Origin of the sequence: Hydrogenophaga sp. UC242_53, assembly GCF_042696965.1 — a bacterium.
Lineage (GTDB): Bacteria > Pseudomonadota > Gammaproteobacteria > Burkholderiales > Burkholderiaceae_C > Hydrogenophaga.
This window is the reverse complement of the sequence record NZ_CP170552.1, coordinates 735,126-758,662: the sequence shown is the minus strand read 5'-3', so window position 1 is coordinate 758,662 and position 23,537 is coordinate 735,126. Positions and strand designations below refer to the sequence as shown.

The 23,537-nt window shown below is 68.8% G+C and carries 18 protein-coding genes and 1 pseudogene; 8 read left to right on the top strand and 11 right to left on the bottom strand.

The window, feature by feature from the left end; translation table 11 throughout:
- Positions 1 to 3 precede the first annotated feature (3 nt).
- The 4 genes from xdhC to ACFJI0_RS03960 are packed head-to-tail and all read right to left on the bottom strand — an operon-like array spanning position 4 to position 4,965.
- Complete coding sequence (gene xdhC / locus ACFJI0_RS03975) at positions 4 to 1,125, bottom strand: xanthine dehydrogenase accessory protein XdhC (RefSeq protein WP_382323511.1); 1,122 nt, start codon at positions 1,123 to 1,125, stop codon at positions 4 to 6.
- Positions 1,122 to 3,482, bottom strand: coding sequence for a xanthine dehydrogenase molybdopterin binding subunit (xdhB, locus tag ACFJI0_RS03970; protein ID WP_382323510.1), 2,361 nt, complete (start codon positions 3,480 to 3,482; stop codon positions 1,122 to 1,124). The genes xdhC and xdhB overlap by 4 nt, the downstream gene beginning before the upstream one ends.
- Positions 3,479 to 4,624: a xanthine dehydrogenase small subunit gene (gene xdhA / locus ACFJI0_RS03965; RefSeq protein ID WP_382323509.1), complete on the bottom strand. Its 1,146-nt coding sequence runs from the start codon at positions 4,622 to 4,624 to the stop codon at positions 3,479 to 3,481. Before xdhA ends, xdhB begins: the two co-directional genes overlap by 4 nt.
- Positions 4,573 to 4,965: a 2Fe-2S iron-sulfur cluster-binding protein gene (locus ACFJI0_RS03960; protein ID WP_382323508.1), complete on the bottom strand. Its 393-nt coding sequence runs from the start codon at positions 4,963 to 4,965 to the stop codon at positions 4,573 to 4,575. The genes xdhA and ACFJI0_RS03960 overlap by 52 nt, the downstream gene beginning before the upstream one ends.
- Positions 4,966 to 5,127: 162 nt before the next feature.
- Between ACFJI0_RS03960 and ACFJI0_RS03955 the strand changes: the two genes are divergently transcribed.
- The 4 genes from ACFJI0_RS03955 to ACFJI0_RS03940 all read left to right on the top strand — a co-directional run bounded on the left by ACFJI0_RS03955 (position 5,128) and on the right by ACFJI0_RS03940 (position 8,726).
- Entirely contained in the window at positions 5,128 to 5,568 is a 441-nt protein-coding gene (locus ACFJI0_RS03955) for a GntR family transcriptional regulator (protein ID WP_382323507.1), read from the top strand.
- On the top strand, positions 5,462 to 5,920 hold the full coding sequence (locus ACFJI0_RS03950; RefSeq protein WP_382325496.1) for a GntR family transcriptional regulator: 459 nt from the start codon (positions 5,462 to 5,464) through the stop codon (positions 5,918 to 5,920). The genes ACFJI0_RS03955 and ACFJI0_RS03950 overlap by 107 nt, the downstream gene beginning before the upstream one ends.
- Positions 5,921 to 6,027: 107 nt before the next feature.
- Complete coding sequence (locus tag ACFJI0_RS03945; RefSeq protein WP_382323506.1) at positions 6,028 to 7,722, top strand: AMP-binding protein; 1,695 nt, start codon at positions 6,028 to 6,030, stop codon at positions 7,720 to 7,722.
- Positions 7,723 to 7,748: 26 nt separating this feature from the next.
- On the top strand, positions 7,749 to 8,726 hold the full coding sequence (locus tag ACFJI0_RS03940) for an NAD-dependent epimerase (protein ID WP_382323505.1): 978 nt from the start codon (positions 7,749 to 7,751) through the stop codon (positions 8,724 to 8,726).
- Positions 8,727 to 8,733: 7 nt separating this feature from the next.
- On the opposite strand, the gene ACFJI0_RS03935 is transcribed toward ACFJI0_RS03940, so the two are convergent.
- From ACFJI0_RS03935 to ACFJI0_RS03925, 3 genes are all read right to left on the bottom strand, one after another.
- On the bottom strand, positions 8,734 to 9,210 hold the full coding sequence (locus ACFJI0_RS03935; RefSeq protein ID WP_291115547.1) for a low molecular weight protein-tyrosine-phosphatase: 477 nt from the start codon (positions 9,208 to 9,210) through the stop codon (positions 8,734 to 8,736).
- 67 nt (positions 9,211 to 9,277) lie between these two features.
- Positions 9,278 to 9,583 carry an H-NS family nucleoid-associated regulatory protein gene (locus tag ACFJI0_RS03930; protein ID WP_382160701.1) on the bottom strand — a complete coding sequence of 102 codons (306 nt, stop codon included), beginning with the start codon at positions 9,581 to 9,583 and terminating at the stop codon, positions 9,278 to 9,280.
- Between the two features lie 67 nt (positions 9,584 to 9,650).
- Complete coding sequence (locus ACFJI0_RS03925; RefSeq protein ID WP_382323504.1) at positions 9,651 to 10,640, bottom strand: RluA family pseudouridine synthase; 990 nt, start codon at positions 10,638 to 10,640, stop codon at positions 9,651 to 9,653.
- Positions 10,641 to 11,230: 590 nt separating this feature from the next.
- Here ACFJI0_RS03925 and ACFJI0_RS03920 point away from each other — a divergent pair.
- Positions 11,231 to 14,308: an Rne/Rng family ribonuclease gene (locus tag ACFJI0_RS03920; RefSeq protein WP_382323503.1), complete on the top strand. Its 3,078-nt coding sequence runs from the start codon at positions 11,231 to 11,233 to the stop codon at positions 14,306 to 14,308.
- Between the two features lie 119 nt (positions 14,309 to 14,427).
- Here the strand turns inward: ACFJI0_RS03920 and ACFJI0_RS03915 are convergent.
- The 4 genes and pseudogenes from ACFJI0_RS03915 to hemC all read right to left on the bottom strand — a co-directional run bounded on the left by ACFJI0_RS03915 (position 14,428) and on the right by hemC (position 18,733).
- Positions 14,428 to 15,710 (bottom strand): annotated as a pseudogene (locus ACFJI0_RS03915) (heme biosynthesis HemY N-terminal domain-containing protein).
- 23 nt (positions 15,711 to 15,733) lie between these two features.
- On the bottom strand, positions 15,734 to 16,912 hold the full coding sequence (locus ACFJI0_RS03910) for a uroporphyrinogen-III C-methyltransferase (RefSeq protein WP_382323502.1): 1,179 nt from the start codon (positions 16,910 to 16,912) through the stop codon (positions 15,734 to 15,736).
- Positions 16,909 to 17,766 (bottom strand): uroporphyrinogen-III synthase, encoded by an 858-nt coding sequence (locus ACFJI0_RS03905; protein WP_382325494.1) that lies wholly within the window; start codon positions 17,764 to 17,766, stop codon positions 16,909 to 16,911. The genes ACFJI0_RS03910 and ACFJI0_RS03905 overlap by 4 nt, the downstream gene beginning before the upstream one ends.
- Positions 17,767 to 17,773: 7 nt before the next feature.
- Positions 17,774 to 18,733, bottom strand: coding sequence for a hydroxymethylbilane synthase (gene hemC / locus ACFJI0_RS03900; protein WP_382323501.1), 960 nt, complete (start codon positions 18,731 to 18,733; stop codon positions 17,774 to 17,776).
- 136 nt (positions 18,734 to 18,869) lie between these two features.
- Here hemC and ppc point away from each other — a divergent pair, with 136 nt between their 5' ends.
- From ppc to ACFJI0_RS03885, 3 genes are read left to right on the top strand one after another with little or no spacing between them, the layout of a single operon-like run.
- A complete protein-coding gene (gene ppc / locus ACFJI0_RS03895; protein WP_382323500.1) occupies positions 18,870 to 21,722 on the top strand; it encodes a phosphoenolpyruvate carboxylase in 2,853 nt (950 codons plus the stop codon).
- 46 nt (positions 21,723 to 21,768) lie between these two features.
- A complete protein-coding gene (locus tag ACFJI0_RS03890; RefSeq protein ID WP_382323499.1) occupies positions 21,769 to 22,626 on the top strand; it encodes a 3',5'-nucleoside bisphosphate phosphatase in 858 nt (285 codons plus the stop codon).
- Entirely contained in the window at positions 22,626 to 23,537 is a 912-nt protein-coding gene (locus tag ACFJI0_RS03885; protein WP_382323498.1) for a DMT family transporter, read from the top strand. The genes ACFJI0_RS03890 and ACFJI0_RS03885 overlap by 1 nt, the downstream gene beginning before the upstream one ends.

Here is a 23,537-nt window from a genome sequence, read left to right as displayed (position 1 = left end):
CCGTCAGCACTGGGTCTCGGCGATGCGCGCGCTTGCCGCGCCCGCGTTCCGCCATCCCATCGGTTCGGGGCCGCGCGCGATCTCCTCGCGCAGGCCCAGCAGTTGAGCGGCGACCGCGACAGCGATCACACCGGGCTCCTTGCCACTCACACCGTCGATGCCGATCGGGCACCGCATGCGGCACAACATGGCGCGGTCGATGCCGCGATCGGCCAGGCGGTGCTCGAAGCTGCGGCGCTTGGTGGCCGAGCCGATGAGCCCGAAGTACCGGAAATCGGCCCGGCGCAGGAGGCGCAGACTCAGCTCGAAGTCAAGCGCGTGGCTGTGGGTCATGACCAGATGGCAAGCCCCTGGCGGCGCTTCATCCACCTCGTGCTCGCCGTCGTCCGAACACAGCACGCGCACGTTGGGCGGCACCTCGCTGGGAAATTCATCGGGCCGGCTGTCCACCCAGGTCACGCGGCAAGGCAGCAGGCCCAGCACGGCGACCAGCGCTCGGCCCACGTGGCCCGCGCCATGGACCCACACGTCCAGCCCGGGAGGTTCGATGCGCTGCACGAAGCGCCGCGGCCCGTTCTTCCGCGGGGATGGCGGCCCTTCGGGTGCCGTCAAGGCCGGCGTGGTGAGCAGGTCGCGCGCCAGGCGCCACGTGGTGGCATCCGCCTCGCCGCGTTGCCAGGCGCCCGACGAGGGCGCCAGGACCAGTCGGGTGTGGGAGACCCCATCGACCACACTGGCGATCACGGCCGCTTCGCCGCGCTGCAAGGCTTGCTGCAACACATCGATCCAGTCCAGCGCGGCGCCGACTTCGAGTTCGAACATCAACTCGACCGCGCCACCGCAGCATTGCCCCAGGCGCGCGCCGAGCGCGAAGGCCTGCCAGTGCGCCCCGGTGACAGCCAACCGCAGGTGCCTCCTCGCAATGGCGATGGCTTCGTGCTCCAGGTGCCCACCACCGATCGTCCCCTCCGTGCCCTGCGCGGTGACGAGCATGCGCGTGCCGGTCTCGCGCGGCACCGAGCCTCGCGTCTGGACCACCGTGACCAGCACGAAGGGCGTGCCGCTGTCGCGCAACCGCGCCGCGCCATGGAGCCAGCCGCTGTCCACGGTGGAGGTGCCGTTCATGCCAGGACCGCTTCTTCGAGCCGGGGCTGGAGCGCATCGGCGCGCTCCCGCAGGTCGAGCACGCTGAACAGGATGCGCTCCGCGGTGGCGGGCGCATCAAGCTGGGGCGACAGGCGATGCCCGGCCACGCTGGCGATCGCATCGCGGATCGCATGGAACACCGAGATGCCATGCAGCAGAGGAGGCTCGCCCACCGCCTTGGACCGGTGGATCGAGTCTTCCACGTTGCCGGCCGATTCGTAGAGCGCGACGCGGAAATCACGAGGCATGTCGCTGGCCACCGGGATCTTGTAGGTCGAGGGCGCATGCGTCGTGAGACGCCCTTGGGCATTCCAGCAAAGCTCTTCCATGGTGAGCCAGCCCATGCCCTGGGCAAACGCCCCTTCTACCTGGCCCCGATCGAGCGCCGGGTTGAGCGACCGCCCCACGTCGTGCAGGATGTCGGCGCGCAGCACGCGGCACTCGCCGGTCAGCGTGTCAATCACCACCTCCGTCACGGCCGCGCCATAGACGAAATAGTAGAAAGGCCGGGTACCGCTCAGCGTCGAGCCGTTCCAGTCGAGCGTGGGGGTGCGGTAAAAGCCGGTGGCCGACAGCGAGATCTGGTGGAAGTACGCGAGCTTGACCAGTTCGGTGAACGCCACCGTGCGCTCCCCCACCTGCACCGCATTGCGCACGAACCGCACCTGCTCCTGCGGCACGCCGAAATGCTTCGCCGCGAAGTCGATCAGCCGCTCGCGGATCTGCCGCGCGGCCGCCTGAGCGGCCTTGCCATTGAGGTCGCTGCCCGAGGAAGCGGCCGTGGCCGATGTGTTGGGCACCTTGCTGGTGTCCGAGGAGGTGATGCGGATGCGGTCGACATCGATCATCAGCTCCTCGGCCACCACCTGCGAGACCTTGGTGAACAGGCCCTGCCCCATCTCGGTGCCGCCGTGGTTGAGCATCACGCTGCCGTCGGTGTAGACGTGCAACAGCGCGCCCGCCTGGTTGAGGTGCGGCGAGGTGAACGAGATGCCGTACTTCAAAGGCGTCAGCGCGATGCCCTTTCGCAAGTGGGCGTGGGTGGCATTGAAGGCACGCACGCGGGCCTTGCGCTCCCGGTAGTCGGCGCTCTTCTCCAGCGTGGCGACCAGATCCTCGATCACGTTGTCCTGGAGCGTCTGGCCGTAGTGCGTGACGTTCCTCGACCCGGTGCCGTAGAAGTTGGCGCGCCGCACGTCCAGCGGCTCCTTGCCGAGGTGAAAGGCGATCTCGTCGATGACCTGCTCGATGCCCAGCGCCCCTTGAGGCCCGCCGAAACCCCGGAACGCGGTGGCCGACACGGTGTTGGTCTTGCAGCGGTAGGAGTGGATGGCCACGTGCTCCAGGAAATACGTGTTGTCGCTGTTGAGCACAGCGCGGTCGTTCACGCCGGCCGACAGATCGGCCGAATAACCACAGCGGCCTGCCAGGTCCATCTCCAGGCCGAGGATGCGGCCATCGCCGTCGAAACCGACGTCGAAGCAGGTCTCGAAGTCGTGGCGTTTTCCGGTCATCACCATGTCGTCGTCGCGGTCCACCCGGAGCTTCACCGGCCGGCCTGTCTTCTGGGCCAGCAGCGCGGCGTTGCAAGCGAACAGCACGGAACCGCTCTCCTTGCCGCCAAAGCCACCCCCCATGCGGCGGCATTCGGCCACCACGTCCTTTTCGTCCAGGCCCAGCGCATGCGCGACGTGGTGCTGCGTCTCGGTCGGGTGCTGGGTCGAGGTGTAGACGTGCATGCCCCCGTCGTCGCGCGGTACCGCGTAAGCCACATGGCCTTCGAGGTAAAACTGCTCCTGCCCGCCCATGCGGAACCGCTTGCTCAGCCGATGGGGGGCCTGCTCGATGGCCTGGCGCGCATCGCCACGCACGACATGGCGCGTGGGCAGCACGAAGCTCTGGTTCGCCATCGCCTGCTGCACGGTGAACACCGGCTCCAGGTCTTCGTACTCCACCACCGCCAGGCGCAGCGCCCGCCGCGCGGCCTCGATGGATTCGGCGGCCACCGAGAACAGCGCCTGCCCCACGCATTGCACGATGCCCTGCGCGAGGATGGGTTCGTCCGCCACCACCGGCCCGCAGTCGTTGGTGCCGGGGATGTCTTCGGCCACCATGGCGGCCACCACACCCGGCGCGGCGCGCACCGCGGAGAGATCGATGGAGCGGATGCGGGCGTGGGCCCGCGTGCTCTGACCCACCGCCGCGTAGAGCGTGCCGCGCAGCTCGGGCAGATCGTCCGTGTAGTTGGCCCGGCCCGTGACATGCAGCGCACCACTGTCATGCCCGATGGATTGGCCGACACCCCCGAGCGGGTTGGGCCGTGCATCCTGGTTCATGCGAACACCTCCTCGTCAAGCACACTGATCCGGGTGTCGCCCGTGGTTTCGAAATGGAATTTGCGCAGGAGGTTGCGCGCCACCAGCCGGCGGTAGGACTTGCTGGCGCGCATGTCATCGATGGGCTCGAAGTCTTGGTCGAGCGCGGCGATGGCCTGGCGCACCGCCGCCTCGTCCCAGCGGCCCTGCAACAGGGCCGCCTCGCAGCGGGGCGCGCGGCTCGGCGTGGCGGCCATGCCGCCAAAGGCCACCCGGACGCGCTGCACCGTGCCGTCATCACCACACACCAGAGAGAACGCCCCGCACACCGCGGAAATGTCCTGATCGAAGCGCTTCGAAATCTTGTAGGCACGAACCTGCAGGCGCGGGTCGCGCAGGGGGATGCGAATGCGCTCGATGAATTCGCCGGCGGCCAGCACGTTGCGCTGGTACCCGGTGTAGAACGCGTCCAGAGGTACCTCGCGGGTGTGCGGCCCGCGCCGCAGCACCAGACTGGCATCGAGCGCCATCAGCACAGGCATCGAGTCGCCAATGGGCGAACCATTGCCGATGTTGCCGCCCAGCGTGCCCGCATTCCGGATCGGCACCGAGGCAAATCGGCGCGCCCATTCGGCCAGCTCCGGGTACTGCTCGACCAGGGGCTCGAAAGCATCCGTCAACGCCACCGCCGCACCGATCTCGAGGTGGCTGGCGCTGCGCTCGACGCGGCGCAAGGCCTCCACCCGCCCGACGTACAGCAAGGCCGGCAGGTCCTGGCGCTTCTTGGTCAGCACCAGACCAAGGTCCGTCCCGCCAGCGAGGATGCGCGCATCGGGGTGGGCCATGCGAAGCGCGGCGAAATCGTCCAGTTCCACCGGTGCCCAGAACTGCCGGCCATGGGCATCCAGCGCCACGCTTTCACCCGCATCCGCCACCGATGAAACCGGGGTGAGACACGCCGCGCCCCCCTTCGCACATTGCGGGCCGGCCTTTCTTGCCGCATCGACGATGGGCCGGTAACCGGTGCACCGGCAGAGGTTGCCCGCCAACGCGCATTCGATCTCGTCGCGGCTGGCATCGGGCCTCGACGCCAGCAGCGCATGCAGCGACATCACGAAACCCGGCGTGCAGAAACCGCACTGCGAAGCGTGGACATCGACCATGGCCTGCTGCACCGGGTGGAGATCGGCACCCGGTTTTGCGCCAGCCCCTCCACCGTCAGGACTTCCTTGCCGTGCAAGGTCGGCAGCAACTGGATGCAGGCATTGACCGCGCGGCGGCGCACGCCCTGACCATGCGGCTCGCTCACGACCACGGTGCAAGCGCCGCAATCGCCTTCGGCGCACCCCTCCTTGGTTCCGGTGAGCGCGAGCGCCTCGCGCAGGTGATTGAGCAAGGTGCGGTTGGGATCGGGGTTGTCCAACCGGTGGGGCTGGCCGTTCACCACGAAGTGGATGCGCGACGGCGCCGCGGGTGGCAACGATGGCTGGTTCTCGCTTGGCATGGATTCCTCGTGGCTGAAACGACAGGCGTTCGATGGCGGCAAGTCTTTCACTGTCAACAATTAATGTCAACATAGTAAAAACGCTAGTGTTAACATTTTTTGGCCGCATAAAATCCGGCACCACCCTGACGGGTGCAAGCAGCCCTCACCAGAGAACACACCATGGCAACGAGGAAGACGAGCGCTGGAGACACCACGACCGGTGGCCCGGCGACACCCCCCATCAAGAAGTCGGCCCGGACCGCCGTCGAAGCGGCGAAGCCTGCGGACAAGGCACGCGAGCCGGAGGAGTCGCCCGAGGAGCGCGTTTACAGAACCCTGTACGACGGCATCCTGGATCGACGCCTCGCCCCCGGCACCAAACTCAAGGAGATACCGCTGGCGCAGGCTTTCGGCGTCACGCGTGGCGTCGTGCGAAAGACGCTGGCACGGCTCGCCACCGCCAAGGTGGTCACCCTTCGATCGCAGCACGGCGCCAGCGTGGCGCAGCCCTTCGCTGGAGGAAGTCGGCCAGATCTTCGCGGCCCGGCGGCTGATCGAGGGTTTCGTGATCGAGCGGCTGGCCGAGTCGATCGACGCGGACCAGCTCAGGACCTTGCGTGAGCTCATGAAACAGGAACGGGACACCTACCGCGCGGGTGACATGCGCACCGGCATCAAGTTGTCGACCGACTTTCACGTGCAACTCGCGCAATGCGCCGGCAACACGGTGCTCACCGAATTCCTGCAGCAGCTGGTGGCCCGCACGCCCTTGATCTTTCTCGCGCACGGTGACCCTGGCAAGAGCGTCTCCTGCTCGGACCAGGAGCACGCGAACATCATCGCGGCGGTGATCGCGGGCGACACCGAGCGGGCAGTCAAGGCGATGCGCGCGCACCTGGACCATCTCGAAAGCCACGTCGTGCCGGCGGAGCGCACAAAGCCATTGGACCTCGCGCAATTGCTGGGGCTGTGACTCCGCCGGGATCCGCCGGTGGCGCCCCAACAGGTGAAACCCTCTAAACAGCGTGCGGAGGGCTTGGTAGATTCCCCCTTCGCACACACACAACGGAGACACGTCACATGACCCAAGTCGCGCCCGAGCTGCTCGCCCTGCAACGCCTGTACCACTGGGAAAAGACCGATCCCAAGCGCGTTGCGCTCACACAGCCCATGGGCGCGGGCGCGGTGCAGGAATTCACCTGGGCCGAGATCGGCGACCAGGTGCGGCGCATGCGCACCCACCTGCAATCGCAAGGCTGGGCGCCGGGCTCCAAGGTCGCGATCCTCTCGAAGAACTGCGCCTGGTGGATGATGAGCGACCTCGCCATCTGGATGGCCGGCCACGTGTCGGTGCCGCTCTACCCCACGCTCGCGGCCGAGACGGTGCGCCAGATCCTCACCCACAGCGAGGCCAAGGCCTGCTTCATCGGCAAGCTCGATGGCTGGGAAGGCATGAAGCCCGGCGTGCCCGCCGGCCTGCCCTGCATCAGCTACGCGCTCTCGCCGCTGGACGCGATCCAGGCCTACGAAGGCTGGGACGCGATCTGCGGCCGCCACCAGCCGCTGCAGGGTGAGCCCACGCGCGGCGCCGACGAACTCGCGACCCTGATCTACACCTCGGGCACCACCGGCATGCCCAAGGGCGTGATGCACAGCTTCGGCAACTTCGCCTGGGCCATCGACTCCGGCGTCAAGCGCATCCCGCTCTCGGGCGAAGACCGCATGCTGTCCTACCTGCCGCTGGCCCATGTGGTCGAGCGCATGCTGGTCGAACACGGCTGGCTGCGCACCGGCATGCACGTGTACTTCGCCGAGTCGCTCGACACCTTCGCCGCCGACCTGCAGCGCGCGCGGCCCACCATCTTCTTCTCGGTGCCGCGCCTGTGGGTCAAGTTCCAGCAGGGCATCCACGCCAAGATGCCGCCGGCCAAGCTCAACCGGCTCCTGCGCATCCCCATCCTGGGTGGCATCGTGCGCCGCAAGGTGATGAAGGCCCTGGGTCTGGACCAGTGCAAGTTCGCCGCCGGTGGCGCCGCGCCCATGCCCATGGCCCTGCTGCAGTGGTACAGCCAGCTCGGCCTGAACATCAACGAGGGCTACGGCATGACCGAGAACCTCGCGCTCTCGCACATCACCGAGCCGGGCAAGAACCAGCAGGGCACCGTGGGCCCCACCTACGCCGGCGTGCAGCACCGCCTCGACCCCGAGACCGGCGAGGTGCAGATGCGCAGCCAGGCGCTGATGCAGGGCTACTACAAGGAGCCCGAGAAGAGCCGCGAGGCCTTCACCGAAGACGGCTGGCTCAAGACCGGCGACAAGGGCACGATCGACAAGCAGGGCCTGCTGCGCATCACCGGCCGTGTGAAAGACCTGTTCAAGACCGGCAAGGGCAAGTACGTGGCGCCCGCGCCGATCGAGGACAAGCTGGTGATGCACGAGGCCGTGGAAGCCTGCGTGGTGACCGGCGCCAACCTGGGCCAGCCCCTGGGCATCGTGATGCTCAACGCGGACGCGGCCGCGCGCGTGGCGAACGACGCCGCCGCGCGCACCGAGCTCGAAACCTCGCTGGCCAGCCACCTCAAGGGCATCAACGCCACGCTGGACCCGCACGAGCAGCTGCAGTGCATCGTGGTCGTCACCACCGCCTGGACGGTGGACAACGACATCATCACGCCCACCTTCAAGGTCAAGCGCAACCGCATCGAAGACCTGTACGCGCGGTACTACGAAACGTGGGAAACGTCCGGAAAACGGGTGATCTGGCAGAAAGACTGAGGCAGGCTGGCGGCTAACATACCGCCATGCACATCCTCCTGACTGGCGCGGCCGGCTTCATCGGCATGCACACCGCCCAGCGCCTGCTGGCGCGCGGCGACACGGTGCTCGGCATCGACAACCTCAACGACTACTACGCCGTCGCGCTCAAGCGCGCCCGGCTGGAGCCGCTGCAGAAGCACCCGGGTTTCGCCTTCGAACAGGTCGATGTGGCGGACCGCGAGGCCATGGCCCGGCTGTTCGCCAGCCACCGCTTCGACGCCGTGGTGCACCTGGCGGCCCAGGCCGGTGTGCGCTACTCGATCACGCACCCCAACGCCTACCTCGACAGCAACCTCACCGGCTTCGGCCACATCCTGGAAGGCTGCCGCGCGCAGAAGCCGGGCCACCTGGTCTACGCGTCCAGCTCCAGCGTGTATGGCGGCAACACCAAGATGCCGTTCGAGGAAACCGACGCCGTCGACCACCCGGTGAGCCTGTACGCGGCCACCAAGAAGGCCAACGAGCTGATGGCCCACACCTACAGCCACCTCTATGGGCTGCCCACCACCGGCCTGCGTTTCTTCACGGTGTACGGGCCCTGGGGCCGGCCCGACATGGCCTACTTCAGCTTCACCCGCGCGGTGCTCGAAGGCCGGCCGATCCAGGTCTTCAACCACGGGAAGATGAAGCGCGACTTCACCTACATCGACGACATCGTCGAAGGCGTGCTGCGCGTGCTCGACAAACCGGCCATGCCCGAGAACGCGGGTGGACCGCCCTACCGCATCTTCAACATCGGCAACCACGACCCGGTGCCGCTGATGGACTTCATCGGCTGCATCGAACAGGCGCTGGGGCGCGAGGCGATCAAGGAATTCCTGCCCATGCAGGACGGCGACGTGCCGGCGACCTACGCCAGCACCGAGGCCCTGCACCGCTGGGTGGGCTTCGCGCCCTCCACGCCTCTGAAGGACGGCATCGAACGCTTCGTGCGCTGGTACCGCGAGTACCACCAGGCCTGAAGCCGCCTCAGTCCAGCGTGCTCAGCACCCGTGCGAGCACGCCCTCGCTGCCCTGCTCGCACAGGCCCAGCACCACCTCGAAGCCCTGGGCATTGCCGTAGTAAGGGTCGGGCACTTCGCGCCGGCCCTCCACACCCGCGTACTCCAGGAACAGGTGCAATTTGTGCTGGTGCTCGGGAGGGCACTTGAAGCGCAGGTTCTCCAGGTTGTCCGCGTCCATGGCGAGGATCAGGTCGAAGTTCCGGTAGTCCTCATCGCGCACGCGGCGGGCCCGCTCGCGCTCGATCTGCGGGTAACCGCGCGCCATCGCCAGGGTGATCGCCCGGCGGTCGGGCTTTTCCCCCTGATGGCCGGCGTAGGTGCCGGCGGAATCCACCTCCACCCGCTGCGCCAGCTGGCGGCGCGCGATGGCGGCGTGCAGCACGCTGGCCGCCATGGGCGAGCGGCAGATGTTGCCCATGCAGACGACAAGTATTCGAAACATGCTTTCGAGGGTACCAAAGACAAAGCCCGCCAGAGGCGGGCCGTGTGCAAGGAGGCAGGGGAATGGATCAGATCAGGTAGCTGTCCAGACTCTTGCCCGATGCCAGCACGGCGCGAACCCATTCGGGTTTGCGGCCCGGGCCACCTGCCCAGAGTTCACCGTTCGGGCCTTTGTACTTGGCCGGTGCGGCCGATTTGGATTTGCCGGTCTTCTTGGTCGCCGAGGTGCTGCCCAGATCGGCGGTGGTGATGCCGAATTGCTTCATCTTCGCCTTGATGTCGGCGATGACCGCGGAGAGCTCGTCCTTGCGCGCCTGCTCGGCCTGTGCCATCAGGTTCTGGGCTTGCGCCATGAGTTCGGAATAACTTGCCATTGAAATCGTCCTTTTTAGGTAATGTTTGATCCATCCGGAACCGGATGTCTGCCAACGACGCAGACCATCATTCTATTCCGGGGGATCGCCATTTATATAGCTCCGGCGGCAATTCGGCCTGCAGTTCCAACGCGGATTTGGTGACAGGATGTGTCAACCTCAAACGCCAGGCATGCAGGAACATGCGTTTCAAACCAATCCGTGCCAATTGCCGATTGAGTTCGAAATCGCCGTATTTATCGTCACCCGCAATCGGATGGCCGGCGCTGGACAAATGCACGCGAATCTGATGGGTGCGGCCGGTCTTGATGGTGACCTCCAACAGGCTGAAGCCTTCGGGAACGACCGCCTCCAGCCCTGGTGGTGCGGGCACGCGCTGCGCCACCTTCACCAGCGTGACCGAGCGCATGCCGTCCGGATCGTCGGCTGTCGTCACCCTCACACGGCGTTCGCCATCAGGTAATAGGTATTTGTGCAAAGGCTGGTCCAGCACCTTCAGGCGGGCGGGCCAGGCGCCTTTGACCATCGCCAGATAGGTTTTTCCGGTTTCACGTTCGCGAAATTGGTCCTGCAATGCCTTGAGCGCGCTCTTTTTCTTGGCAATCAGCAACAGGCCGCTGGTTTCCCGGTCCAGGCGATGCACCAATTCGAGCAATCGGGCCTGCGGCCGAGCCTGGCGCATTTGTTCGATCACGCCGAAACTCACGCCGCTGCCACCATGCACCGCCACGCCGGCGGGCTTGTCAATCGCCAGAAAGGCCTCGTCCTCGAACACGACCGGGAATTCGCGCGCCGGCGCCGGATGGGCCGCCTTCTCTTCGGCGCGTTCGGACAGCCGGATCGGCGGAATGCGCAACACATCGCCAAGGGCGACGCGGTCGTCGGCCGACACCCGGCCCTTGTTCCGGCGCACCTCGCCCGAGCGGATGATGCGGTAGATGTGCGATTTGGGCACCCCTTTGAGGATGCGGATGAGGAAGTTGTCCAACCGCTGCCCCGCCGACTCTTCGTCAACCGTGATGTGTCGGATTTCCCCCGAATTCGGGTTGCTGAGCATGGGTGTGAATAAGGCCACCACGAATGGCGGGGAGCTGACTATAATGCGTCACACCCGTCGTGTGCCGTAAGTGATTGATTTACCTTGAGTTTAAGGCAGTCACCCAAGGCAAGGGACCGCAGCTTGCAAGGCAAGGCGTCCGCCGCGGGTGGGTTGCCACCCGCAGCACCCGGGTCTGGCGCCGTTGCCCGATGCATTCCCATGCGAATCCTGGCACGGCGGCGGGCCGGTCGAAGCCGCGGGCGAATCCGCTGAAGAACACGAACCCGAATACGGAATACCCCAATCACCCAGCCCGCAACACGTGGCTGGATGAGGACGAAGTGAAGCCAGAGAGACACCGGCCAGATCCATGTCAATGACAGCCATCGAGCCTTCTTCCCTGTTCACCCACCTCCACGCGCCTACGCCCTGACCTGGCGGTTCGACGCGGCACCCTGGTGCCCGCCTGTGTTGAACGCCTTCCCCGAACCGCGGGTCAACGGCTCTCCGGCAATTCCTCCCCTCGTTCGCGCTTCCGCTGGTTCACGGCAGGTTGGCGCATGGGCCGGTGGCCCCTGCGTCCTTGTATTTGAACGAAGGAACGCATCATGAAACGCATGCTGATCAACGCCACGCAGGCCGAAGAGCGCCGCCTGGCGATCGTGGACGGGCAGAAATTGCTCGACTACGAAATCGAAATCGAAGGGCGCGAACAGCGCAAGGGCAACATCTACAAAGCGGTGGTCACCCGCGTGGAGCCGTCGCTCGAAGCCTGCTTCGTCGACTACGGCGAAGAACGCCACGGCTTCCTGCCTTTCAAGGAAATCTCGCGCCAGTATTTCGCCGCCGGGGTGCCGGTCAACCAGGCCCGCATCAACGACGTGATCCGCGAAGGCCAGGAACTGCTGGTCCAGGTGGAAAAGGAAGAACGCGGCAACAAGGGCGCCGCCCTCACCACCTTCGTGAGCCTGGCCGGCCGCTACGTGGTGCTGATGCCGAACAACCCGCGCGGCGGGGGCGTGAGCCGCCGCATCGAAGGCGAAGACCGCCAGGAACTCAAGCAGGCGCTGGACCAGCTCGAATACCCCAACGGCATGAGCATCATCGCGCGCACCGCCGGCATCGGCCGCGACGCCGCCGAACTGCAGTGGGACCTGAACTACCTGCTCAAGCTCTGGAACGCCATCGACGGCGCGACCAAGGGTGGCAAGGGCGCCTTCCTGATCTACCAGGAATCGAGCCTGGTGATCCGCGCGATCCGCGACTACTTCAACAGCGACATCGGTGAGATCCTGATCGACACCGACGACATCTTCGAACAGGCTCACCAGTTCATGAGCCATGTGATGCCCGAGCACGGGCACCGCGTGAAGCGCTACCGCGACGACGCGCCGCTGTTCTCGCGCTTCCAGATCGAGCACCAGATCGAAACCGCGTACAGCCGCACGGTGAACCTGCCTTCTGGCGGCGCCATCGTGATCGACCAGACCGAAGCGCTGGTGGCGGTGGACGTGAACTCGGCCCGCGCCATCAAGGGCGGCGACATCGAGGAAACCGCGACCCGCACCAACCTGGAAGCCGCCGACGAAGTGGCCCGCCAGGCGCGCCTGCGCGACCTGGGTGGTCTGGTGGTGATCGACTTCATCGACATGGAAGAGTCGAAGAACCGCCGCGAAGTGGAAAACCGCCTGCGCGACGCGCTGCGCCAGGACCGCGCCCGCGTGCAGTTCGGCGCCATCAGCAAGTTCGGTCTGCTCGAAATGAGCCGCCAGCGCCTCAAGCCCGCGCTCAACGAAGGCGCTTCCATCCCCTGCCCGCGTTGCGGTGGTTCCGGCCACATCCGCGACACCGAGAGCTCGGCACTGCAGATCCTGCGCATCATCCAGGAAGAGTCGCTCAAGGACAGCACGGCCGCGGTGCTGGTGCAGGTGCCGGTCGAAGTCGCGAGTTTCCTGCTGAACGAAAAGCGCACCGAGATCACCAAGATCGAACTCAAGCAGCGCATCAGCGTGCTGCTGGTGCCCAACAAGTCGCTCGACACGCCCAACTACAAGCTCGAGCGCCTCAAGCACGACGACCCGCGCCTGGACAACCTGGACGCGAGCTACAAGCTGGCCGATGAAGTGGACGACGTCGCCAGCTTCACGCGCCGCAGCCAGGAACGCACCAACAAGCAGGAACCGGTGATCAAGGGCGTGCTGCCCGACGGACCCGCGCCCGTGGCCGCACCGCGCCCCGAAACGCCGGCCCCCGCCGCCGCACCGGTGGCAGCGCCCGTGGCCGCCAAGCCCGTGCCGGCCGCGCCGGCACCGGCCGAGAAGGGTTTCTTCGGTTGGCTCAAGAGCCTGTTCGGTGCCGAGCCCGCACCGGCCAAGCCGGCGGCAACGCCTGCCGTGGCCGCACCGGCCGCCAAGGGCGGTGCCCGCGAAGAACGTGCCGACGGCGGTCGCCGCGAAGGTGGCCGTGACGGCCGCAGCCGCAGTGGCCGTGGTGGCGCCGAAGGCCGTGGTTCGCGCGAAGGCCGCGAAGGCGGTGGCCGCAACGGTGGCCGCGGTGGCGAAGGCCGTGCGGTCGAGGCGCGCGCCGAGGGCGGCCGCGTGGAAGGTCGCAGCGAACAGGCGCGTGGCGAAGGCCGTCGCGGTGAAGGCCGCGGCGAAGGCCGCAACGAGAACCGCAACGAAGGGCGCGGTGGTGAAGGCCGCCAAGGCAACCGCCGCGAAGGTGGCCGCCGGGAAGCCCCTGTGGCGGCCGAAGGCGGCAACGTCAACAACGCCCTGCCGCTGGACGCCGCGCCGAGCGACACGCCCGAAGCGGCCGAAGGCCAGCAACGCCGCGAGCGCGACCGCGATCGCCGCCCCCGCGGTGACAACCGCCGCCGCCAGCCGGGCGCCGAAGGTGCCGAGGCAACGCCCCGTCCCGACGCCGTGGAAGGTGAACAGCCGGCCACCGTCGCCGAAGGCGTGAGCGAAGCTCAAGCCCCGCGCGAGGGCGACGCCGAGAACGGCGCGCCGCGCGGCAACCGCGAACGCCGCAGCCGCGACCGCTATGGCCGCGACCGCCGCGAACGCGGCCCCCGCGAAGGCGCGGTCGAAGGTGAAGAGGCTCCGGCCGCCGCCGAGACCGTGGCACCTGCCGAGCGCAGCGAAGCGGTGAACGACTCGCCCGATGCCTCGGCCTACGAAGCCCCCGTGCGCAGCTACTTCAGCATCGCCACGCCGCCTGCCGTGAACGCGGAAACCACCGAAGCGCCGGCGGCCGAACCCGTCGCTGTGGCGCCTGCCGAAGTGGTGGTGCCGGCCCCGGTGGCCGCACCTGCGGCCGAAGTGGCGGCACCCGCGCCCGCCGTGGTGCCGCAAGCACCTCGCGCGCCGCGCGCAGCAGCCCCCGTGGCCGCCGCCGCACCGCGCGCGGTCGAAGCGCCCGGCTCCCGAGGCCTGCCCAAGGTGCAGCCGTTCACGCTGTCCGTCGAATCCCTCGACCAGGTGGCGCAGGCCAGTGGCCTGGAATGGGTGAACTCCAACGCGGAGAAGGTGGCCCAGGTGCAGGCCGCCATCGCGGCCGAACCCAAGCCCATCCATGTGCCGCGCGAACCCAAGCCGCCCGTGGTGCTGGACGAAGGTCCGCTGGTGCTGGTGGAAACGCGCAAGGACCTGCGCGACATGAAGCTGCCGTTCGAGAACCCCTGAGTCCTCGCCACCGCCGCCCGCCTCCGGCGTGGCGGCAGGCCCCGAAGAAAAAGCCGATCGGGTTCCGATCGGCTTTTTCTTTGGGGATGCCCTGGCGCATCCCCTGGGTTCGGTTCGACTCAGTCCAGCAGCGCGGCCCGCTTCCACGCAGCTTGCGCGGCCGTTTCATCGCCCCGCTCTTCGGCCAGCTGCGCCAGGCCACGCCAGGTGCGGCGCAGCAGGGCGGGGTCGTCCAGGCTGTGGCTGGACTGGCTCAGCATCTGCGCGGCCTTGCCCCAGAGCTGGCGACGCATGCAGGCCTGGCCCGCGAGGTACTGCAGGAAGCCGTTCTGCGGCCATTGGCGCTGCAACTGCTCCAGCCGGGCCAGCCCGGCGGCGTCGAGCTCACCCAGGCCGGGTTCCAGCGCCAGCACGAGCTGGCGCTGCTGCGCCACGTCCAGCGTCCCGAACTCGGGCCACAGGGGTTCGAGCCAGGCGCGCACGCGGGCGTGGACCAGCTCGCGGTCCTGCTCGCTGGTGGCGGGGCCGGTCAATTGGTTGGCGCGGCGCGCGGCGGCCAGGGCCACCTCGGGCATGGCGCGCTCGGTGGCGTCCAGGCCGTTCCAAAACGCGTCCAGCTGCGTCATGTCGTGTGCTTCGCGCAGGGCATCGAGCGCCAGGCCACGCACGATGCTGCGGGAGGCCTCGGGCGAAAATGCGCGGTGCTTGGCGCAGCACGCGCGCGGTCTCCAGCGCCTCGCCGGTTTCACCGCCCAGGCGGGCGATGCGCAGCTTCAGGCGCAGCGCCTGGATGCGCCGGCTCGCGCCCTGCGGCAGCTCGGCCAGGCGCGCACGCGCGGCGTCGGCGTCATGGTCTTCCACCGCCCAGCGCACCGCGCGCAGCAGCGCACCTTCGTGGGCTTCCGGCGCGCTTTTTGGCCAGCTTCGGGCTGAGGGCGGCCTGCAGGTTCTCGTCGCGGCGCTCGCGGTTCTGCAGCGATTGCGCGCTCTCGGCCAGCAGCAGGTGGGCGAGCAGCTGAAGCTGGTCGCGGCGGGGCCATTGCCCGGCCGGCACGCCCTTGAGCTGGTCCACCGCCTGCTGGGCCGCCGACTGCGCGCGCACGAAGCGGCCCGCCAGCTGGTGCGACAGCGCGTCCATCACCGACCCGACCACGGCGCGCTCGATCTGCTGGCTGCGCCAGCGCTGGGCCTGCGCGGGCAGGTCGCGCAACATCGAGAACGCGCGCAGCGCGGCGTACAGCAGCACGAAGCCGCCGATCAGGCAGAAGACGACGAAGTTGAAGGAGACATCGAAACGGTAGGGCGGCCAGAACAGGGTGAGCGTGGCCTCGTTGTGCCCCACCAGCAGCGCGAGCGCCACGGCCAGCGCCGCGAGGCCGAGCAGCCAGAACACGCTGCGCATGGCACCACCAAAACGGGCGGCCATCAGCGCCCCCCTGCCGCGGCGGTCAGGGCCGTCAGGGTTTCTTCGGGCCGCGGCAGGTCGCTGTCCACCAGGTCCTTGCGCAGGCGCGCCAGCGTGGCCTGGGCGGTGGTCACGCGGGGCGAGTTGGTGTCGAAGTAACGCGCGAGCGCGGCTTCCACGGCCATCAGATCGGCCTGGCTGGCCTGCATGTGACGGGCCAGCAGGCCCAGGCGCGCATTGAGCAGCTTGAGCTTGAGGTTCTCGCGCATGAACAGGGCCTGGTCGGGCGCGAGCAGCACGGCTTCGGGCCGGTCGATGCGGCTCACGCGCACCAACTCGCGGCCGTTGCGGGTGACATCGGTCCAGATGCGCGTCCACATACCGCTCCACCAACCCGACACGCGGCTCCAGCCGGTGGTGTCCGGTTCGGTCGCCGCGTCGGGCACGGCAGCGGTCTCGGGCGCGGCGTCCTTCACCGCCACGGGTTCGGGGGCGGCCTTTCGCCCGGCCTTGCCCTTGCTCAACGGCGCGGCCACCGGCTGGCCCACCTGGTTGAGCAGCGGCCAGTCGTCCACCTGCCGCGCGAGCTCATCGAGCTGCAGCGTGAGCGCGGGGATGTCGGCCAGGGACGCGCCCTGGATGCGCTGGATGTCGCGGCCGATGGCGCGCTGCACCGGGTTCAGGCGCGGCTGCGCGGCGCGCGCGATGCGCTGGTCGGCGGCCTGCAGGGCCGAGATGAGCGGTTGGGCGGTGCCGGTGAGCTGGGCCTGTTGCTGCGCCAGGCGCAGCGCGGATTCCAGGTCCTGCACCAGGTTGTCGTCGCGCGAGCGGGAGAGCGAGAGCATGAGCTCTTCGAGCTGGCTGCGCTGCAGGGTCACTTCCGACAGCCGCACCTCGGCCACGGCCAGGCGGGCCTGCAGTTCCTGCGTGAGGGCTTCGGCCTGGGCCGCCAGCGTGCGCGCCTCCACGGCCTGCGCGATGGTGTCCTGGCTGCGGCGGGCCAGCTCCTGCTGGGTGAAGCCGAGCTTCTGCCAGAGCAGGCCCGTCATCACCAGCGCCAGCGCGGCGATCAGCAGGGCCAGCCACTGAAAGACCTGGCCTGAACGCCGCGGAGCGGCCACGGGCGCCGGGGGAGGCGCAACGGCGGCGGGCGCCGGCGCGGCAACGGGGGGAATGGGGTCGGGTGTGTCGGCGCTCATGGTCGGGTCCAGCCCGATTCTAGAGCGCGCACCACATCGACCAATGCAGGACGGGTCTGACAGATCTGGCCGAACCCTGCCTGAGCGGCCGCAGCGGCGATGCGCGGGTGCGTGACCAGCGCGCTCGCTGGCGCCCACACCGGGGCTGGCCGCAGGTTCTGCAGCGGCAGCAGGGCTTCGGAACTGCTGAACAGCCACACGCTGCGCGCCGTGGCCGCCGCATCGATCACGGCGCGGTCGGTAGCTGAAAGCACGGGCGCGCGTCGCGCATACGCCACACATCCCTGCACCTGCGCACCGGCGGCGGTGCATTGGCGGATCAGCCAGTCGCGGCCGGTGCCGGCCACCCCGGCCTCCGAGGTTCCCTGGGCCGAGGTGCCGCGCACGATCAGCACCTGCCGCCCCGGGCCGACCTGGGACGAGACCACCGGCCACAAATGCTCGGAGTCGAACTGCGCGGCGTCGGGAGGCGGTGCATCGATGTGGGCCGCACCCAGGCCCAGCGGCGCGATGGCCTGCTCGAGCAGGCGCGCCGTGCCCGGTCCCGGGGCCCAGAAGCGGGTGTGCGGCGGCTGGCTGGCGGGTGCGACCCCGCCCTCGAAGAAATGGCTCACCGCCGCGCCGCTCACGAACAGGATGGCATCGGCCTGCGTCCAGTGCGCGCGCCAGTGGTGCAGCGTGGCCCGGTCGGCCTCGGCGGCGGGTGGCGCAATTTCAATCAGGGGCAGGGCCTGGGCGGGCCAGCCTTCGGCGCGCAGGGCATCCACCCAGACCTGGGCCTCGGGCGCCGGCCGCGTGACGATGAGCCGTTCCAGCCGGCGCCGGGTGCCAGGCGGGTGGGCGGCGGTGTCCACCAAGGCCTCAGGTCTCCGCGACCGGTGGCGCGGCACCGGCCGCGCGCAGCGCCTGGGCCACCTGCTGGCCCAGCGCCTCGGCCTCGTCCAGTGTGGTCACGGCCGCTTGGGTGCCGACGCGCACCAGGGGTGCCTGCCCCTGGGGGTCGCCCCAGGCCGCGTCGAGCCGCAGCGCGCCTTCGCGGCCCCAGTCGGCGTAGGCGGCCAGCGGCATGGAGCAGCTGCCACCCATGGCGCGCGAGACCGTGCGTTCGGCGGCCACGCGCAGCCAGGTGGGCTGGTGCACCAGCGGCGCCAGCGCGGCGATCAGGTCGGCGCGGTCGGCGCGCACCTCGATGCCCAAGGCGCCCTGCCCGGCCGCCGGCAAGGAATCGGTCGGGTCGAAGATGTGGCGGATGCGCGCCTCCAGCCCCAGGCGCTTGAGGCCGGCGGCGGCGAGCACGATGGCGTGGTACCGGCCTTCATCGAGCTTGCGCAGGCGCGTGTCGAGGTTGCCGCGCAAGGGTTCGATGCGCACATCGTCCCGGCCCAACTGGTCCAGTGCCGCGCGCAGCAGCACCAGGCGGCGCAGGCTGGAGGTGCCCACCACGCCGTTGGCCGGCAGGTCGGCCAGCCCGGCGCAGTGCGGCGAGACCCAGGCGTCGCGCGGGTCTTCGCGCTCCATCACGCAGGCCAGCGCGAAGCCGGGCGGCAGCTCCATCGGCACGTCCTTGAGCGAGTGCACGGCGATGTCGGCGCGGCCGTCTTCCAGCGCGAGCTCGAGTTCCTTCACGAACAGGCCCTTGCCGCCCACCTTGGACAGGCTGCGGTCCAGGATCTGGTCGCCCAGGGTGGTCATGCCCAGCAGCGTGACGCGGTGGCCCAGGCCTTCGAGCAAGGCCTTGACGTGTTCGGCCTGCCACAGGGCGAGGCGGCTTTCACGGGTGGCGATGGTGATGGCCAGAGCGGCGGAAGAGGATGGGGACATGGGTCGGGAAGGAGGGTCCGGGAAGGCCGGACGTCGCGGGCGATTTTGGTACCCGGCTGGTAACGGAAGCGGTGATTTTGAATGCTAGCATGCCCTGTTCCGTCGAGCGCCCGCCCACCCCAACCCACCATCTACCATGACGCGAAAGCCCGCCCGCCCCGCCCACAAAACCACCACCAACCAGGGCGCCGGACGGGCCGACAAGGACCAGCCGCTCATCGACGACATCCGGCTGCTCGGCCGCATCCTGGGCGACGTGATCCGCGAGCAGGAGGGCCAGGCCGCGTTCGACCTGATCGAGCAGATCCGCCAACTTTCAGTGGCGTTCCGCCGTCATGCGGATGAATCGGCGGACAAGGCGCTGAAGAAGCTGCTCAAGGGCCTGACCGGCGACCAGGCCGTGAGCGTGATCCGCGCCTTCACCTATTTCAGCCACCTGGCCAACCTGGCCGAAGACCGCCACCACATCCGCCGCCGCGCGGTGCACGAGCGCGCCGGCAACCTGCAGGAAGGCAGCCTCGCGCGCACGCTGCAGCGCCTGCACAAGGCCGGCATCGCGCCCGCCGAGGTGGTGCAGACGCTGGCCAGCGCCCACATCTCGCCCGTGCTCACCGCCCACCCCACCGAGGTGCAGCGCAAGAGCATCCTGGACGCCGAACGCGCCATCGCCCGCCTGCTGGGCGAGCGCGACGAACCACAGCGCCTGCCGAGAGAGCGCGCCGACATCGAGGCGCAGATCCGCGCCCGCGTCACGCAGCTCTGGCAGACGCGCCTGCTGCGCTTCACCAAGCTCACCGTGGCCGACGAGATCGAGAACTCGCTGAGCTACTACGAAGCGACCTTCCTCACGCAGATCCCCCGCCTCTACCGCGAACTGGAAGAAGGCCTGGGCGACAGCGGCAACGCCGCGCCGCCCATCGCCCCCTTCCTGCGCATGGGCCAGTGGATCGGCGGCGACCGCGACGGCAACCCCAACGTGACCGCGCAGACCCTGGAGCTCGCGCTGCACAGCCAGGCCGACATGGTGCTGCGCCACCACCTCACGCAGTTGCACCACCTGGGCGCGGAGCTGTCGGTCTCGGCCATGCTCAACAGCGTGAGCCCGGCCATGCAGGCCCTGGCCGAGCGCTCGCCCGACACCAACGCCCACCGCCAGGACGAGCCCTACCGCCGCGCGCTCACCGGCATGTACGCGCGCCTCGCGGCCACGCTCGGGAGGCTCACCGGCGGCGAAGCGGCGCGCCACGCCATCGCGCCGCAAGACCCCTACGCCAGCGCCGCCGAGCTGTTGGACGACCTGCGCACCATCGAGGCCTCGCTCAAGGCCCACCACGGCGAAGCCCTGGCGCGCGCGCGCCTGCTGCCGCTGATGCGCGCGGTGCAAGTGTTCGGTTTTCACCTCGCCACCGTGGACCTGCGGCAAAGCTCGGACAAGCACGAGGAAGTCGTGGCCGAGCTGCTCGCGGCCGCGCGCATCGAGCCCCAATACTCGAAGCTCGACGAAGCGGGCAAACGCGCCGTCTTGCTGCGCCAGCTGAACGACGCGCGCCCCCTGCGCGTGCCCGGCGTCGCCTACTCGGCCCATACGCTGGGCGAGCTGGCGATCTTCGACACCGCGCGCAGCGGGCGCGAGCGCTTCGGCGCGCAGGCCATCCGCCACGCCATCATCAGCCACACCGAAACGGTGAGCGACCTGCTCGAGGTGTTGCTGCTGCAGAAGGAAGCCGGCCTGATGCGCGGCACACTGGCCGAGGACGCGGTGTGCGACCTGATCGTGGTGCCGCTGTTCGAGACCATCGAAGACCTGCGCAACGCCGCGCCCATCATGCGCGAGTACCTCGCCCTGCCCGGCGTGCGCGCCATGGTGCAGCGCGGCGCGGGCGACGGCTACAGCGAGCAAGACATCATGCTCGGCTACTCCGACAGCAACAAGGACGGCGGCATCTTCACCAGCAACTGGGAGCTGTACCGCGCCGAGATCGCGCTGGTCGAGCTGTTCGACACGCTCAACAAGGGCGCCGAGAAACCGATCCAGCTGCGCATGTTCCATGGCCGCGGCGGCACCGTGGGCCGGGGCGGCGGCCCGAGCTACCAGGCCATCCTGGCGCAGCCCCCGGGCACGGTGCGCGGCCAGATCCGCCTGACCGAACAGGGCGAGGTGATCGGCTCCAAGTACGCCAACCCCGAGATCGGCCGGCGCAACCTCGAAACCCTGGTGGCCGCCACGCTGGAAGCCACGCTGCTCAAGCCCACGCGCAACGCGCCCGCCGCTTTCCTGACCGCAGCCGACGAACTCTCGCGCCAGAGCATGGCGGCCTACCGCGCGCTGGTCTACGACACCCCGCGCTTCGCCGAGTACTTCTTCGCCGCCACCCCGATCCGCGAGATCGCCGAACTCAACATCGGCTCGCGCCCGGCCTCGCGCAAGGCCACGCAGAAGATCGAGGACCTGCGCGCGATCCCCTGGGGCTTCAGCTGGGGCCAGTGCCGCCTCACCCTGCCGGGCTGGTACGGCTTCGGCTCGGCGGTGCACGCCTTCCTGCACCAGGACGGCCCCAAGGGCGTGGCCGCGCAGAAGGCGCTGCTGCAGAAGATGGTCAAGCAGTGGCCCTTCTTCAGCACCTTGCTCTCCAACATGGACATGGTGCTGGCCAAGAGCGACCTCGCCCTGGCCTCGCGCTACGCCGAGCTCATGCCCGACAAGCGCCTGCGCAACCAGGTGTTCAAGGCCATCGAGGCCGAATGGCAGCGCACGGCCGACGCGCTGGCGCTCATCACCGGTGAAAAGCAACGGCTGGTGAACAACGCCGCGCTGCAGCGCTCCATGCGCCACCGTTTCCCGTACATCGACCCGCTGCACCACCTGCAGGTGGAGCTGGTGCGCCGCTACCGGGCGGGCGAGAACCAGGCCGACCGCGACGAACGCGTGCGCCGGGGCATCCACATCTCGATCAACGGCATCGCCGCCGGCCTGCGGAACACGGGCTGAACCCCTGGACGCACAGGGCCATGGCACCCCCACCTAAAATGAACGGGTGAACCCCTTGCTCAACGCCGACCTGCACTGCCACTCCGTGATCTCGGACGGCACCCTCACGCCCGAGGTGCTCGCCCAGCGCGCCAAGGCCAACGGCGTCGAACTGTGGGCGCTGACCGACCACGACGAACTGGGCGGCCAGGACCGCGCCATCGCCGCGGCGCGCGAGGCCGGCCTGCCCTACCTCACGGGCACGGAGATCTCGGTCACCTTCGCCGGCATCACCGTGCACATCGTCGGCCTGGGCATGGACCACCAGCACCCCGCCCTGCTGGCCGGCCTGCGCGCCACGCGCGGCGGCCGCGAACAACGCGCGCGCGAAATGAGCGACGACCTGGCCCGTGTGGGCATCAAGGGCGTGTACGAGGGCGCGCTGAAATACGTGGGCAACCCGGAACTGATCTCGCGTTCGCATTTCGCGCGCTACCTGGTGGAAATCGGCGTGTGCAAGGAAACCAACGAAGTGTTCCGCAAGTACATCACCGAAGGCAAGCCCGGCTACGTGCCGCACCGCTGGGCGGCGCTGGGTGACGCGGTGGGCTGGATCAAGCAGTCCGGTGGTGTGGCGGTGATCGCCCACCCGGGGCGCTACAAGCTCACGCCCAACGAAGAGTTCGCGCTGTTCACCGAATTCAAGTCCCATGGCGGCCAGGGCGTGGAAGTGATGACCGGCGCGCACGGGCAGGCCGACTACGTCAAGTACGCCGGGTTCTGCCAGGAGTTCGGCCTGGCCGCGTCGCGCGGCAGCGACTTCCACAGCCCCGAAGAAAGCCACACCGACCTGGGCCAGTTGCCCGACCTGCCGGGCAGCGTCACGCCCGTGTGGGCCTTGCTGCAGTCGCGCATCCTGCAGTGATGGCGCAGCCTCCGCGCCACACGCCCGCGCAGGCCGCGCTGGGCATCGGTTTCCTGATCCTGGCCACGGCCTGCTTCGCGGTGCTCGACACCTCGGTGAAGTACGTCGGCGCCTTCGTGCCGGTGCTGATGGCCGTGTGGTTCCGCTACGTGTTCCATGCGGTGCTCGTCACCGCCGTCATGCTGCCGGTGCGCGGCCGCGGCCTGGTGCGCACCGAGCACCCGCGATTCCAGCTGCTGCGCGGCGCGCTGCTGCTGACGGTGAGCGCGCTGTCCTTCGTCGCCCTGCAGTACATGCCGGTGGGCGAGTTCACCGCCATCGTCATGATCACGCCGCTGGTGGTCACGCTGCTGGCGGCCCTGTTCCTGCGCGAGCGCGTGCCGCCGCTGCGCTGGTTGCTGGTGGTGGGCGGCTTTGCCGGCGCGCTGCTGGTGGTGCAGCCCGGTGGCGACGTGATCGGCTGGGCCAGCCTGCTGCCCCTGGTGATGGTGTTCACCTACGCCTGGTTCCAGATCCTCACCAGCAAGATGGCGCGCACCGAAGACCCGATGACCATGCACTTCTACACCGGCTGGGTCGGTGCGCTGGTCTCCAGCCTGGTGTTGCCGGTGGTCTGGCAGACGATTCCCGACATCGCCACCTTCGCCATCCTGTGTCTGATCGGGCTCATGGGCACGGTCGGCCACTTCCTGCTGATCCTGGCGTTCCAGCGCACGCCGGCCTCCACGCTCACGCCCTACCTCTACGGCCAGATCGGCTTCGCCATGTTCTGCGGCTGGCTGGTGTTCGGCCACGTGCCAGGCCGGTGGGAGTTGATCGGCATCGCGCTGATCGTGCTGTGCGGCGCCACCGCGAGCTGGCTCACCGCGCGCGACCGGCGCCTGCCGGCCGACGCCCACCCACCCGAGTGA

Coding starts and splice junctions, on each gene's coding strand:
- xdhC (WP_382323511.1), bottom strand. CDS start 1,125: ATGAACGGCACCTCCACCGTGGACAGCGGCTGGCTCCATGGCGCGGCG.
- xdhB (WP_382323510.1), bottom strand. CDS start 3,482: ATGAACCAGGATGCACGGCCCAACCCGCTCGGGGGTGTCGGCCAATCC.
- xdhA (WP_382323509.1), bottom strand. CDS start 4,624: ATGGTCGATGTCCACGCTTCGCAGTGCGGTTTCTGCACGCCGGGTTTC.
- ACFJI0_RS03960 (WP_382323508.1), bottom strand. CDS start 4,965: ATGCCAAGCGAGAACCAGCCATCGTTGCCACCCGCGGCGCCGTCGCGC.
- ACFJI0_RS03955 (WP_382323507.1), top strand. CDS start 5,128: ATGGCAACGAGGAAGACGAGCGCTGGAGACACCACGACCGGTGGCCCG.
- ACFJI0_RS03945 (WP_382323506.1), top strand. CDS start 6,028: ATGACCCAAGTCGCGCCCGAGCTGCTCGCCCTGCAACGCCTGTACCAC.
- ACFJI0_RS03940 (WP_382323505.1), top strand. CDS start 7,749: ATGCACATCCTCCTGACTGGCGCGGCCGGCTTCATCGGCATGCACACC.
- ACFJI0_RS03935 (WP_291115547.1), bottom strand. CDS start 9,210: ATGTTTCGAATACTTGTCGTCTGCATGGGCAACATCTGCCGCTCGCCC.
- ACFJI0_RS03930 (WP_382160701.1), bottom strand. CDS start 9,583: ATGGCAAGTTATTCCGAACTCATGGCGCAAGCCCAGAACCTGATGGCA.
- ACFJI0_RS03925 (WP_382323504.1), bottom strand. CDS start 10,640: ATGCTCAGCAACCCGAATTCGGGGGAAATCCGACACATCACGGTTGAC.
- ACFJI0_RS03920 (WP_382323503.1), top strand. CDS start 11,231: ATGAAACGCATGCTGATCAACGCCACGCAGGCCGAAGAGCGCCGCCTG.
- ACFJI0_RS03910 (WP_382323502.1), bottom strand. CDS start 16,912: ATGAGCGCCGACACACCCGACCCCATTCCCCCCGTTGCCGCGCCGGCG.
- hemC (WP_382323501.1), bottom strand. CDS start 18,733: ATGTCCCCATCCTCTTCCGCCGCTCTGGCCATCACCATCGCCACCCGT.
- ppc (WP_382323500.1), top strand. CDS start 18,870: ATGACGCGAAAGCCCGCCCGCCCCGCCCACAAAACCACCACCAACCAG.
- ACFJI0_RS03885 (WP_382323498.1), top strand. CDS start 22,626: ATGGCGCAGCCTCCGCGCCACACGCCCGCGCAGGCCGCGCTGGGCATC.